This window comes from Salmonella sp. 32100201201700099SM (assembly GCF_017572645.1).
Classification (GTDB): Bacteria; Pseudomonadota; Gammaproteobacteria; order Enterobacterales; family Enterobacteriaceae; genus Salmonella; species Salmonella enterica.
Map to the genome: position 1 here is coordinate 379,453 of NZ_JAGERQ010000003.1, position 13,658 is coordinate 393,110.

Sequence of the window (13,658 nt, forward strand, 5' to 3'; positions counted from 1 at the left end):
TGAGAAGGGATATCCATACAAACAGATGAAGATTGCGGCCGTAACGTCTATAATCAGCGCCCCACACAGAGGTAGAACATGACTGTAACGACTTTTTCCGAACTTGAACTCGACGAAAGCCTGCTGGATGCCCTCCAGGATAAAGGTTTCACTCGCCCGACCGCCATTCAGGCTGCCGCCATTCCGCCTGCGCTCGATGGCCGTGATGTACTCGGTTCTGCGCCGACAGGCACCGGTAAAACGGCGGCATATCTGCTGCCGGCGTTGCAGCACCTGCTCGACTTTCCGCGTAAAAAATCGGGGCCGCCGCGCATTCTGATCCTGACGCCAACCCGCGAACTGGCAATGCAGGTTGCCGATCACGCTCGTGAACTGGCTAAGCATACTCATCTGGATATCGCCACGATTACCGGCGGCGTGGCCTATATGAACCATGCTGAAGTGTTTAGCGAAAACCAGGATATCGTGGTCGCCACGACGGGCCGTCTGCTGCAATATATAAAAGAAGAGAACTTTGACTGCCGGGCGGTTGAAACACTGATCCTTGACGAAGCTGACCGGATGCTCGACATGGGCTTCGCTCAGGACATTGAACATATCGCTGGTGAGACCCGCTGGCGTAAACAAACGATGCTGTTCTCCGCCACGCTGGAAGGCGATGCGATTAAAGATTTTGCCGAGCGCCTGCTGGAAGACCCGGTTGAGGTTTCTGCCAATCCGTCAACCCGCGAGCGTAAGAAAATTCACCAGTGGTACTACCGTGCCGACAATTTCGAACATAAAGTTGCGCTGTTGAAGCACCTGCTAAAACAAGACGATGCAACCCGTTCTATCGTGTTTGTACGTAAACGTGAACGCGTCCATGAATTGGCTGAAACGCTGCGTCTGGCAGGGATCAACAATTGCTATCTTGAAGGTGAGATGGCGCAGATCAAACGTAACGAAGGTATTAAGCGTCTCACCGACGGTCGCGTTAACGTGCTGGTCGCGACCGACGTCGCGGCACGCGGGATTGATATTCCTGACGTCAGCCACGTCATTAACTTCGACATGCCGCGCAGTGGCGATACCTATCTGCATCGCATTGGCCGTACAGGCCGTGCTGGCCGCAAAGGCACTGCAATCTCGCTGGTAGAAGCCCACGACCATCTGTTGCTGCTGAAAATCGGTCGCTACATCGAAGAGCCGCTAAAAGCGCGCGTCATTGATGAGCTTCGCCCGACCACGCGTGCGCCTAGCGAAAAGTTGACCGGCAAACCGTCGAAAAAAGTGCTGGCGAAACGCGCCGAGAAGAAAAAAGAGAAAGAAAAAGAGAAGCCGCGCGTGAAGAAACGTCACCGCGATACAAAAAATATCGGTAAACGCCGCAGGCCAAGCGGTACGAAAATGCAGGAGCAATCCAGCGAAGAGTAATAATAATGCCGGGTTCGTTAACCCGGCATTTTTTTATCTTCCACGGTAAAACACGCCTCCATACACTGCATAAATATCTGCATTGCCGGGCTGACCGCTTTCCCGGCATGATGGGCGCACAGCGCCATGATCGATAGCGACGGCGCGCCAAACGGCAGCTCTTTCAACTGACCGGTACTAAGTTCTCGTTCAACGGCAAAACGTGGTAAAAAGCTGATGCCCAGGTTAGCAGCCACACACTGTTTAATGCTTTCAATACTCCACAGTTCAATGGTGTTCTCCAGCGTAATCCGCCTCTGCCGTAGCGTACTTTCAAACAGCTGGCGGAAGACACATTGCGGTTTATTGATGATGAAACTACAGGGGATATGCTGATCTGGCTGCGTAAAATCAGCATTCTGTAGCAGTGGAGAGGCCACCAGCGCCAGCGACTGCTCCCCCAGTTGCTGCATCGTGAGCGCGTCATCATTACCTACGCGATAAAAAACGCCCAGATCGACCTCGTCATTCAGCAACGCATCACGTATCACATAGCAATTCAGCGATTGTAGCGACAATCTGACATTCGGCGCTCGCAGCTTAAAACGTTGTAAAACCTGCGGCATTTTGTACGCCAGTAAGGTTTCACCTGTCGCCACGCGCAGCTCTCCGCCGGGTTCCGCATCCTGTCTTGCGGCTTCACGAATCGACTCCATCACACGCGTCAGTTCATGGATATGCGGCATCAGCTTTTTCCCCTCAGTGGTCAGGCACATTCGGCGCCCTATTTTCTCGAACAGTTGCAGGGAAAACTCACGTTCAAGCTGTTGAATATGAAAAGTTACCGTCGACTGAGTGCAGCACAGCTTTTGCGAAGCCCGCAGAAACGAGCCCTCTTCCACTACCGTTTTCAGCGTAATAAACCGACGCAGATCCATAACCACCAACCTATCGAAAATCCCGAATTCAGAATTAAAAAACATTCATTTTTTTAAATATTTCATATCGGGTACTGTCTGCTAAAACAGAGGAGATGACAAGTGACACCGATGCTTTTAAGCGCTTTCTGGACTTATACATTAATCACCGCCCTTACCCCCGGCCCTAACAATATTCTCGCGCTTAGCGCAGCAACTGCACATGGTTTTCGGCAGAGTATTCGTGTACTGGCAGGTATGAGTCTGGGATTTTTGGTCGTTATGCTGCTGTGCGCCGGGATCGCGTTTTCCCTTGCGGTTATCGATCCGGCAATCATTCATTTACTCAGTTGGGTGGGGGCTGCGTATATCCTGTGGCTGGCATGGAAAATTGCCACCAGTCCAGCGGCGGATGAGAAGGTCAGACCAAAACCGGTTGGCTTTTGGGTAAGCTTTGGCCTGCAGTTTGTGAACGTCAAAATTATTCTGTACGGCATTACCGCTCTGTCTACATTTGTCTTACCGCAAACGCAGGCGCTGAATTGGGTCATCGGCGTCAGTATATTGCTGGCATTGATCGGCACGTTCGGTAATGTGTGTTGGGCGCTGGCGGGACATCTGTTTCAGCGGGCTTTTCGCCATTATGGTCGCCAGTTAAATATCATTCTGGCGTTACTGCTGGTGTACTGCGCGGTGCGGATTTTTTACTGACCCAAATAAAACAAAAGCGGAAAAGGCCCGGCCTCTTCCGCTTGTTATTACCGGATAAGCCTTACAGGCTTTCGGTAAAGGTACGAGCGATAACGTCGCGCTGCTGTTCCGGCGTCAGGGAGTTAAAACGCACCGCATAACCAGAAACACGAATAGTCAGCTGCGGGTATTTTTCCGGATGCTTAACCGCATCTTCCAGAGTTTCACGACGCAGAACGTTAACGTTCAGATGCTGACCGCCTTCAACGCGTACTTCCGGTTTAACTTCCATCGGAATTTCACGGTATTCAATCTCGCCCAGTTTGCTGACAGCCACAACTTCATCTTCAGCAAAGCCGGATTTTGCAACGATGCAGCGCGCTTCGCCTTTTTCGCTGTCTAGCAGCCAGAAGGAATTCAGCAGGTCGTCATTAGCGGCTTTAGTAATCTGGATACCTGTAATCATGTGATGCCTCCCCAGGCAAAATTATTTGATTTCGGTCGGCCTAATCCCGGCCAATTGGTAAAACCATTGTTGCTTGAGTGTATATATACCCTTCGATCACCCTTCATTCTTTGATTTAAATCAATAAAAACCACACCATAAAAAGGGTAATGAAGGGAATTTATTGTTTTACATCAACTTACACCATTCAGACCTATAAACTTTTTACATAAATTTTCAACTATCTTTTGTAGGTAACCGTTTTTGTAGCACGCAGGATTTTGCACTGCAGAAAGAAGCAGTTAAGCTAAGGGAACTGGAAATTCGCAGGAGAGCGAGATGGCGACTGAGTTAACCTGGCACGATGTGCTGGCTGATGAGAAACAGCAACCTTACTTTATCAATACGCTTCACACTGTTGCTGGCGAGCGTCAGTCGGGTATCACGGTCTACCCGCCGCAAAAAGATGTGTTTAACGCCTTTCGCTTCACGGAACTGGGCGACGTTAAGGTGGTGATCCTGGGACAAGATCCTTACCACGGCCCCGGCCAGGCACATGGTCTGGCGTTTTCCGTGCGTCCTGGGATCGCTCCCCCGCCGTCATTAGTGAATATGTACAAAGAGCTGGAAGCCTCCATTCCCGGCTTTGTCCGCCCCGCGCACGGTTATCTGGAAAGCTGGGCACGCCAGGGCGTACTGTTACTGAATACGGTGCTCACGGTACGGGCAGGCCAGGCGCACTCTCATGCCAGCCTGGGGTGGGAAACCTTTACGGATAAAGTGATAAGCCTGATTAACCAACACCGCGAAGGGGTTGTCTTCCTGCTGTGGGGCTCGCACGCCCAGAAGAAAGGCGCGATTATTGATCCACAGCGCCACCATATTCTGAAAGCCCCGCATCCCTCGCCACTCTCTGCGCACCGCGGATTTTTTGGCTGTAACCATTTTGCGCTAACGAACCAATGGCTGGAACAACACGGCGAGAAAACTATCGACTGGACGCCAGTATTACCGGCTGAGAGTGAATAACGTTGGCGGCTCGCCGTTTTATCGCCCGGATAACGGCGCGAAAGCGCCTTGTCTGACCGGGCGGTAGGAAGTACATCATTGGCCCGGCGCGCGTTGCGTCACCGGGCTGCAGCCCTTACGCTTTATTCTGTCGCCACCACTCGGCGAGCAGCACGCCTGTCGCAACCGACACATTCAGGCTTTCCACGTTCCCGGTGCCGTTAATTTTCACGCACAGATCGTCGGGTTCGCGCGCCGCTTCCGGCAGGTAGTCATATTCACGGCCTAAGACCAGCACCATCTTTTCCGGCAGGGTCGTACTAAAGAGCGCCTGACCGCGATCGCTGGACGTCGTCACCACGGTGTACCCCGCCTGACGAAAATCATCCAGTACGTCAACAATGCTTTCACCAGTAATCGGCTGGACATGCTCCGCCCCGCCTTCCGCAGTACGAATCGCCGCGCCGGACTCCAGCAACGCCGCATCCTGTACCACCACGCCCTTCACGCCGAAGTGCGCGCAGCTACGCATCATGCCGCCCAGATTATGCGGGTTAGCGACATCTTCCAACGCCAGCACGCAGTCTTGATCCGCCGCCTGCTTTACCCATTGCTTAACGGTCGTACCGTTACGCTTTTTAATCAGGAAACACACGCCACCGTGGTGCTCAGTCCCGGAAGCTTTTGCCAGTTCGGCTCCATCCACCACATGGTAGGCTTTACGATTCGCCGCCATCCAGCGCAGCGCCTCTTTAAAACGCGGCGTTACGCTTTGGATAAACCATGCGCGCACGATGGCGTCAGGACGGCTCTGGAATAGCGCCTGGCAGGCATTTTCGCCGTAGACGCGCGTCTCTTCCGCACGCTGGCGACGCAAAACTTCAGGGCCGATAAAACTTTTACCGCTAATACCACCATGATCGACTTTCTCAGGCGTTTCATCGCCTGGCGCGCGGGACACGGTGCGCCACGGCGAAGTTTCATGTTTACGGTCACGGCTCTGATTATTTCGCTCATCACGGGCGGGGCGACGTCCACCGTCAGTGCGAGACTTTGCTGGGCGGCCTCCCCCTTTCCCGGTACGCGGGTTATGGGTGCGTTTATCAGAGTCATCATCACTACGGACATACATCACTTTGACTTTGCCGCTTTTGTTTTTTAATTCATCGTTCATGCTTTTCTCCACCAGCGCAGCGCGAAGCGCGAAGATTACCCGATGTGCATCCGGTTAGCCATGATTTCGTTTAAAAGCTTGCGACTATTGTACTCATTGAATAAAACACATTGTTGTTTAGCACAGACTCCTCGATAATATGTAACATTATAGAAACATCCCGCGCGTAGCGGGACGTCTTCCGACGTATTCAGAGGTTAGCTATGAACACCGTTTGTACCCATTGTCAGGCCATTAACCGCATCCCCGACGATCGGCTTCAGGACGCGGCAAAATGTGGACGCTGCGGTCATGAGTTGTTTGACGGAGAAGTCATTAATGCGACCGGCGAAACGCTGGACAAACTGTTGAAGGACGATCTTCCAGTGGTGATCGACTTTTGGGCCCCCTGGTGCGGCCCTTGCCGTAACTTTGCGCCAATCTTCGAGGATGTCGCAGAAGAGCGCAGCGGTAAAGTCCGTTTCGTCAAAGTGAATACCGAGGCGGAACGGGAACTCAGCGCCCGTTTCGGTATTCGCAGCATCCCGACGATTATGATTTTTAAACATGGACAAGTGGTCGATATGCTTAATGGCGCAGTGCCTAAAGCGCCTTTCGACAGCTGGCTGAACGAAGCGCTGTAAACGCCACGGGGCGCATCTTGTGCCCCGTTTTCACCTCTGCCACAATAGCGTTTTTCTCCGCAAACGCTTTCTATGACCAATAACGCTGTCCTTCAGTTACGCGCCGAACGGCTTGCGCGCGCTACTCGCCCTTTTCTTGCCAGAGGCAATCGGGTTCGCCGCTGTCAACGCTGCCTGCTGCCGCTAAAATCTTGCCTGTGTGATACGTTAACGCCTTCTCAGGCGAAAAGCCGTTTTTGTCTGGTCATGTTTGACACTGAACCGATGAAACCCAGCAATACCGGCCGGCTGATAGCCGATATTTTGCCGGATACCGCGGCGTTTCAGTGGTCGCGTACCGAGCCGCCGCAGGCGTTGCTGGAGCTGGTACAGCATCCGGATTATCAGCCGATAGTGGTCTTTCCTGCGTCCTACGCCGGCGAAGCGCGCGAGGTCATTTCCACCCCGCCCGCCGGGAAACCGCCGCTGTTTATCATGCTGGACGGCACCTGGCCCGAAGCACGTAAAATGTTTCGTAAAAGCCCTTATCTGGATCATCTGCCGGTCATTTCCGTCGATTTATCGCGTCTTTCAGCTTATCGTCTGCGTGAAATCCATGCCGAAGGGCAATATTGTACCGCCGAAGTCGCGATAGCGTTGTTAGATCTGGCGGGAGATACCGAGGCGGCAACCAGTTTAGGTGAACATTTTACCCGTTTCAAAACGCGCTATCTGGCAGGAAAAACGCAACATCCGGGAAACGTCACAGCATAAAATAGCGAAAGCGTTTAAAATTATCCGGTCACTTCTGTGTAAGGGAAACCGGTATGAGCCAGCAAGGACTGGAAGCGCTACTGCGGCCAAAATCGATCGCGGTGATTGGCGCATCAATGAAGCCCCACCGCGCGGGTTACCTGATGATGCGTAACTTGTTGGCGGGCGGATTCAATGGCCCCGTCCTTCCCGTGACGCCCGCCTGGAAAGCTGTTTTAGGCGTCATGGCCTGGCCGGATATCGCCAGTCTCCCTTTCACCCCCGATCTGGCTATTTTATGCACTAACGCCAGCCGTAACCTGGCATTACTGGACGCGCTTGGCGCGAAAGGGTGTAAAACGTGCATTATCCTTTCTGCTCCCACGTCGCAACATGAAGAACTTCTTGCCTGTGCCCGGCATTATAAAATGCGTCTGCTGGGTCCAAACAGTCTTGGGCTCCTCGCGCCGTGGCAAGGGCTGAATGCCAGCTTTTCTCCCGTCCCGATTAAACAGGGCAAGCTCGCTTTTATTTCCCAGTCTGCCGCCGTTTCCAATACCATTCTTGACTGGGCGCAACAGCGTGAAATGGGCTTTTCCTACTTTATCGCGCTGGGCGATAGCCTGGATATTGATGTCGATGAACTACTGGACTATCTGGCGCGCGATAGCAAGACCAGCGCGATTTTGCTCTATCTGGAACAGTTAAGCGACGCCCGCCGTTTTGTTTCCGCCGCCCGTAGCGCTTCACGTAACAAACCGATTCTGGTGATTAAAAGCGGCCGAAGCCCGGCAGCCCAGCGTTTACTTAATACCAGCGCGGGAATGGACCCTGCGTGGGATGCGGCCATCCAGCGCGCAGGCCTGCTGCGAGTCCAGGATACGCACGAGCTTTTTTCCGCCGTCGAAACACTGAGCCATATGCGTCCGCTACGCGGCGACAGACTGATGATTATCAGCAATGGCGCCGCGCCTGCCGCGCTGGCGTTAGATGAGTTGTGGTCGCGTAACGGCAAGCTGGCGACATTGAGCGAAGAGACCTGCCTGCAACTACGGCAGGCGCTTCCCGCGCACATTGATATTGCCAATCCGCTGGATCTGTGTGATGACGCCAGCAGCGAACATTACGTCAAAACGCTGGATATCCTGCTCGCCAGTCAGGATTTTGACGCACTTATGGTTATCCACTCTCCCAGCGCTGCCGCGCCGGGTACGGAAAGCGCCCATGCCCTGATCGAAACGATTAAGCGCCACCCCAGAGGCAAGTTTGTTACGCTGCTGACAAACTGGTGCGGCGAGTTCTCGTCTCAGGAGGCAAGACGGCTATTCAGCGAAGCCGGATTACCAACCTACCGCACGCCGGAAGGCACGATTACCGCGTTTATGCATATGGTGGAATACCGGCGTAACCAGAAGCAACTGCGGGAAACGCCAGCGTTGCCGAGTAACCTGACGTCCAATACCACTGAGGCGCATAATCTGTTACAGCGGGCGATTGCGGAAGGCGCCACCTCACTGGATACCCATGAAGTACAGCCGATTTTACACGCCTATGGGCTGCACACGCTCCCAACCTGGATTGCCAGCGACAGCGCTGAAGCGGTGCATATCGCCGAACAGATAGGCTATCCGGTAGCTCTCAAGCTGCGCTCGCCCGACATTCCGCATAAATCTGAAGTTCAGGGGGTCATGCTTTACCTGCGGACCGCAAGCGAGGTACAACAGGCCGCGAACGCCATTTTCGATCGTGTAAAGATGGCCTGGCCGCAGGCGCGGATTCACGGTTTGCTGGTACAAAGCATGGCTAACCGCGCCGGCGCGCAGGAGCTTCGAGTGGTGGTCGAGCACGATCCGGTGTTTGGTCCTTTGATTATGTTGGGTGAAGGCGGCGTAGAGTGGCGTCCGGAAGAGCAGGCTGTCGTCGCGCTGCCGCCGCTCAACATGAATCTGGCGCGCTATCTGGTGATTCAGGGCATTAAACAGCGGAAAATTCGCGCCCGCAGCGCGCTGCGTCCGCTGGATATTGTCGGTTTAAGCCAATTGCTGGTCCAGGTTTCAAACCTGATTGTCGACTGCCCGGAAATTCAGCGTCTGGATATCCATCCGCTGCTGGCTTCCGCCAGTGAGTTTACCGCGCTGGATGTGACGCTGGATATTGCCCCGTTTGATGGCGATAACGAAAGTCGACTTGCGGTACGCCCCTATCCCCACCAGCTTGAAGAGTGGGTGGAGATGAAAAATGGCGATCGCTGCCTGTTCCGTCCGATCCTGCCGGAAGATGAGCCCCAGCTGCGACAATTCATCGCACAGGTCACCAAAGAGGATCTTTACTACCGTTATTTCAGCGAGATCAACGAATTCACCCATGAAGATTTAGCCAACATGACGCAGATCGACTACGATCGAGAAATGGCCTTTGTGGCCGTGAGGCGGATGGACAACGCTGAAGAGATCCTCGGCGTAACGCGCGCGATCTCCGATCCTGACAACGTAGATGCCGAGTTTGCCGTATTGGTGCGTTCAGATCTCAAAGGGTTGGGTTTAGGACGCCGTTTAATGGAGAAATTGATTGCCTATACTCGCGATCACGGATTGAAGCGGCTGAACGGTATTACGATGCCGAACAATCGCGGCATGGTCGCGCTGGCCAGAAAACTGGGATTTCAGGTCGATATTCAGCTCGAAGAGGGCATCGTGGGATTGACGCTGAATCTGGCCAAATGTGATGAATCGTGAGTAATGTACTGGAAATGTTGACCACTTTAACGGGTACTGATGTTATTATTGCTCGCTTATGTCGTCTGCATAGCACAGAGGACCCTTCAATGAACAGAGAAGAAATGCACTGTGATGTTGTCAAAATTTAAGCGTAATAAACATCAACAACACCTTGCCCAACTCCCTAAGATTTCTCAGTCAGTTGATGATGTAGATTTCTTTTATACTCCTGCTACTTTTCGGGAGACACTGCTGGAGAAAATCGCCAGCGCGACGCAGCGTATTTGTATCGTTGCCCTGTATCTGGAACAGGACGATGGGGGTAAAGGTATACTCGACGCGCTCTATGCGGCTAAACGGCAGCGTCCTGAACTGGACGTGAGGGTGCTGGTCGACTGGCATCGCGCGCAACGCGGGCGCATTGGCGCAGCGGCCTCGAATACCAATGCAGACTGGTATTGCCGACTGGCGCAGGAAAACCCCGGCATTGATGTCCCGGTTTACGGCGTACCGATTAATACGCGAGAAGCGCTTGGCGTACTGCATTTTAAAGGCTTTATCATTGATGATAGCGTCCTGTACAGCGGCGCCAGCCTGAACGATGTCTATCTCCATCAGCATGACAAATATCGCTACGATCGCTACCAGCTGATTCGCAATCGGCAAATGGCAGACATCATGTTTGACTGGGTGACGCAAAATCTGATGAATGGCCGTGGTGTGAATCGTCTGGATAATACCCAGCGCCCGAAAAGCCCGGAGATTAAAAACGATATCCGCTTATACCGTCAGGAGCTGCGTGATGCGTCATATCATTTTCAGGGTGACGCTAATGACGAGCAGCTCTCCGTTACGCCGCTGGTCGGGCTTGGAAAGTCCAGTCTGTTGAACAAAACCATTTTCCATCTCATGCCCTGTGCGGAGCATAAGCTCACCATTTGTACCCCTTACTTCAATCTACCAGCGGTACTGGTGCGGAATATTATTCAGCTACTGCGCGACGGAAAGAAAGTCGAAATCATAGTTGGCGATAAAACCGCGAATGATTTTTACATTCCGGAAGATGAACCGTTCAAGATCATTGGCGCGTTGCCCTATCTCTATGAGATTAACCTGCGCCGCTTCCTGAGCCGTTTACAGTATTACGTCAATACCGATCAGCTTGTGGTGCGTCTGTGGAAAGATGACGACAATACCTATCATCTGAAAGGGATGTGGGTAGATGATAAATGGATGCTACTCACCGGCAACAATCTGAATCCCCGCGCCTGGCGTCTGGATCTGGAAAACGCCATTCTGATCCACGATCCTAAGCAGGAGCTTGCCCCTCAGCGGGAAAAAGAGCTGGAACTTATCCGAACGCACACAACCATCGTAAAACATTATCGTGACCTGCAGAGCATTGCCGACTATCCGATAAAAGTGCGTAAATTGATTCGCCGCCTGCGCCGGATCCGCATCGACAGATTAATTAGCCGTATCCTGTAATCGAAGCCCCGTCCTGTACGGGGTTTTCTCTTAGGAGTGAACTGGTGCGCGTGTTGATTCCTTTTACGGTGTTGTTTCTCTCCGGGTGCAGCCATCTGGCTAACGACCACTGGAACGGTCAGGATAAAGCCCAGCATTTTATGGCATCAGCGATGCTATCGGCAGCCGGTAATGAGTATGCGCGTCACCAGGGAGTAAGCCCTGACCGCAGCGCAGCGATAGGGCTGATGTTTTCTTTGAGTCTCGGAGTCTCAAAAGAACTCTGGGACAGCCGCCCGGAAGGCAGCGGCTGGAGCTGGAAAGATTTTGTCTGGGATGTCGCTGGCGCGACAACCGGTTACGCTATCTGGCAAATGGCGCGATACTAAAGGCGTAAGCCCTTTCCTTTACGGTGCAACATCAGCGAAACTAGGAAAGCCAGAACGGCCATCGCGGTAACATACCAGAAGAACGAACTCTCCATACCGACAGATTTTAGCGACAGCGCAACATATTCCGCTGAGCCGCCAAATAACGCGTTTGCTACCGCGTAAGATAAACCGACGCCCAGGGCGCGAACCTGCGCCGGAAACATCTCCGCTTTCAGGATCCCGCTAATCGAGGTATAGAAACTCACAATCAATAGCGCGCACATCACTAAAGCAAATGCGGCATAAGGCGACGTCACATTCTGCAACGCGGAGAGAATTGGAACGGTGAAAAGCGTCGCGAGCGCGCCAAAACATAGCATAGAGGTGCGCCTGCCAATCTTATCGGATAACGCGCCGAATAACGGCTGCACCAACATGAAAACACACAGCGCAGCCGTCATAATGCCGCTGGCGACATTGGCATGCATACCTGCTGTATTTACCAGATATTTCTGCATATAGGTGGTGAAGGTATAAAAGCACAGCGAGCCTGCCGCGGTGAAACCAAGCACCATCAAAAAGGCTTTGCGATTACGCCACAAACCTTTCAACGAACCGGCTTCTTTTAATGCGCGAGTCTCATGCTTCGAGGTTTCATCCAGCTGGCGACGTAGCCATAACGCCACAACCGCCAGCACGGCGCCCAGCGCAAAGGGAATACGCCATCCCCAGGCACGAAGCTCAGCATCCTCCAGAACCTGCTGCAAAATCACAACGACCAGCAATGCCAGTAGTTGGCCACCGATAAGCGTAACGTACTGAAACGACGCGAAAAATCCCTTACGACCTTCAAGCGCAACTTCACTCATATATGTCGCGCTGGTCCCATACTCTCCCCCTACCGAGAGCCCCTGAAATAACCTTGCAATAAGTAGCAGCGCCGGTGCCCAGGTGCCGATGGTATCGTAACCAGGTAAGCAGGCAATCACCAGCGACCCCATGCACATCATGCACACCGAAATCAACATTGAGGCTTTGCGCCCGCGTCGATCGGCAATGCGTCCAAACAGCCAACCACCGATAGGCCGCATTAAAAAACCGGCGGCAAAGACGCCTGCCGTTTGCAAAAGCTGAGTAGTGGTATTACCAGAAGGAAAGAAGATATGTGCAAAATAGAGCGAGCAGAAAGAGTAGACGTAGAAATCAAACCATTCCACTAAGTTTCCGGAAGAGGCCCCCACGATAGCCCATATGCGTCGCCGCATCTCCGGAGCCTCAGCGTTGTTTTTATCTATACGCTGAATAATTTCTGCCATACTGTTCTCCTTGTTGCCAGGCTTAATCGGCCTTTTATTTTGGAGATTCAGATTACGCGAGACTAAAAAGTAAATAAAGTGTTAATTATTTGTCTGCTAATTTTTATCCCCACCGTGCCTGATGCTGGCGTTTCCGTTTCAGATAGTCTTCGTCCTGACGGATTTTATCCCACCAACCTTTGAAAACCGTTGCCGCCGCGGCCTTAATAGGATCATTACCCCGTGTATTCAGGCTGCCGTCTTCTGCATACTTTTTACCACCTTTATAGTTAGCGTATCGCCTGGCGCGGGTGTATCCCATCTGAATAAATTTACGCGCCATGTCCATACCAACGAAATCATCCTGCTGCCGGTAAGCTTCGAACAACTGGTAGATCTGTTCTGCGGATTTCATCGCCGATGCTTCATCTTTATAGCGCCAGAAAGGAAGAATTTCGCTTTTGTAGGGTTCAACCAGTAGCACCCCCTGCTCTCCTCGTCCAACCTGATACAATTCAGGCTGCTGGCGGAAGTCAATGCTGGAAAAGTCTTGCTGGTAGTTAAAAGGTTTGATAGCCAATGAAAATCCTCACTGCTTATATAAGCACGTGTAAAGGATAGTTCATCGTTAACGATTGGGTGGGTTGTGCTCTTATCGGTTCTACAAGAGCACCAGCTTCGTAGGCGGGATAATTGCTGTAGGCCGGATAAGGCGAAGCTGCCATCCGGCGGTGCAGGTTGCCTGATGGCGCTGCGCTTATCAGGCCTACATTTTTACAGTTACCACACACGCAAAGAAGCCCGTCCGTCAGAACGGGCTTCTTCAC

Annotated in this window: 14 protein-coding genes; 8 read left to right on the plus strand and 6 right to left on the minus strand. The window is 52.7% G+C overall.

From position 1 onward, the window contains the following. Positions 1–78: 78 nt before the first annotated feature. On the plus strand, positions 79–1,413 hold the full coding sequence (gene srmB / locus J4685_RS07335; protein WP_000219175.1) for an ATP-dependent RNA helicase SrmB: 1,335 nt from the start codon (positions 79–81) through the stop codon (positions 1,411–1,413). A gap of 17 nt (positions 1,414–1,430) precedes the next feature. Here srmB and J4685_RS07340 read toward each other — a convergent pair whose 3' ends face one another. Then, complete coding sequence (locus tag J4685_RS07340; RefSeq protein WP_024131532.1) at positions 1,431–2,330, minus strand: LysR family transcriptional regulator; 900 nt, start codon at positions 2,328–2,330, stop codon at positions 1,431–1,433. A gap of 102 nt (positions 2,331–2,432) precedes the next feature. Here J4685_RS07340 and eamB point away from each other — a divergent pair, with 102 nt between their 5' ends. Further along, on the plus strand, positions 2,433–3,020 hold the full coding sequence (eamB, locus tag J4685_RS07345) for a cysteine/O-acetylserine transporter (protein ID WP_000188410.1): 588 nt from the start codon (positions 2,433–2,435) through the stop codon (positions 3,018–3,020). A gap of 61 nt (positions 3,021–3,081) precedes the next feature. Here eamB and grcA read toward each other — a convergent pair whose 3' ends face one another. After that, on the minus strand, positions 3,082–3,465 hold the full coding sequence (gene grcA / locus J4685_RS07350) for an autonomous glycyl radical cofactor GrcA (protein ID WP_000627811.1): 384 nt from the start codon (positions 3,463–3,465) through the stop codon (positions 3,082–3,084). Between the two features lie 318 nt (positions 3,466–3,783). On the opposite strand from grcA, the gene ung reads away from it, so the two are divergent. Then, positions 3,784–4,473 carry a uracil-DNA glycosylase gene (gene ung / locus J4685_RS07355; protein ID WP_000179978.1) on the plus strand — a complete coding sequence of 230 codons (690 nt, stop codon included), beginning with the start codon at positions 3,784–3,786 and terminating at the stop codon, positions 4,471–4,473. Between the two features lie 115 nt (positions 4,474–4,588). Here the strand turns inward: ung and J4685_RS07360 are convergent, their stop codons facing one another. Next, positions 4,589–5,626: a tRNA/rRNA methyltransferase gene (locus tag J4685_RS07360; protein WP_000997373.1), complete on the minus strand. Its 1,038-nt coding sequence runs from the start codon at positions 5,624–5,626 to the stop codon at positions 4,589–4,591. A gap of 203 nt (positions 5,627–5,829) precedes the next feature. Here J4685_RS07360 and trxC point away from each other — a divergent pair, with 203 nt between their 5' ends. The 5 genes from trxC (at position 5,830) to J4685_RS07385 (ending at position 11,554) form a co-directional block, all read left to right on the plus strand. Continuing rightward, the gene (trxC, locus tag J4685_RS07365) at positions 5,830–6,249 is read left to right on the plus strand and encodes a thioredoxin TrxC (protein ID WP_001098732.1); all 420 of its coding nucleotides are present in this window, start codon (positions 5,830–5,832) and stop codon (positions 6,247–6,249) included. 72 nt (positions 6,250–6,321) lie between these two features. Continuing rightward, complete coding sequence (tapT, locus tag J4685_RS07370; RefSeq protein ID WP_000183642.1) at positions 6,322–7,002, plus strand: tRNA-uridine aminocarboxypropyltransferase; 681 nt, start codon at positions 6,322–6,324, stop codon at positions 7,000–7,002. A 53-nt stretch (positions 7,003–7,055) separates the two neighbouring features. Beyond that, complete coding sequence (gene pat, locus J4685_RS07375; RefSeq protein ID WP_000082646.1) at positions 7,056–9,716, plus strand: protein lysine acetyltransferase; 2,661 nt, start codon at positions 7,056–7,058, stop codon at positions 9,714–9,716. A gap of 114 nt (positions 9,717–9,830) precedes the next feature. Further along, a complete protein-coding gene (gene pssA, locus J4685_RS07380) occupies positions 9,831–11,186 on the plus strand; it encodes a CDP-diacylglycerol--serine O-phosphatidyltransferase (protein WP_000949286.1) in 1,356 nt (451 codons plus the stop codon). Positions 11,187–11,230: 44 nt separating this feature from the next. After that, on the plus strand, positions 11,231–11,554 hold the full coding sequence (locus J4685_RS07385) for a YfiM family lipoprotein (protein ID WP_001264469.1): 324 nt from the start codon (positions 11,231–11,233) through the stop codon (positions 11,552–11,554). On the opposite strand, the gene J4685_RS07390 is transcribed toward J4685_RS07385, so the two are convergent. The 3 genes from J4685_RS07390 to J4685_RS07400 all read right to left on the minus strand — a co-directional run. Further along, complete coding sequence (locus J4685_RS07390; RefSeq protein WP_000807814.1) at positions 11,551–12,852, minus strand: MFS transporter; 1,302 nt, start codon at positions 12,850–12,852, stop codon at positions 11,551–11,553. The two genes, J4685_RS07385 and J4685_RS07390, sit on opposite strands and share 4 nt — an antisense overlap. Before the next feature lie 103 nt (positions 12,853–12,955). After that, positions 12,956–13,411 carry a DUF4385 domain-containing protein gene (locus J4685_RS07395; RefSeq protein ID WP_000985653.1) on the minus strand — a complete coding sequence of 152 codons (456 nt, stop codon included), beginning with the start codon at positions 13,409–13,411 and terminating at the stop codon, positions 12,956–12,958. A gap of 16 nt (positions 13,412–13,427) precedes the next feature. After that, positions 13,428–13,658, minus strand: a 231-nt coding sequence (locus J4685_RS07400) for a hypothetical protein (RefSeq protein WP_208202732.1), incomplete at its 5' end; no start/stop codon positions are given.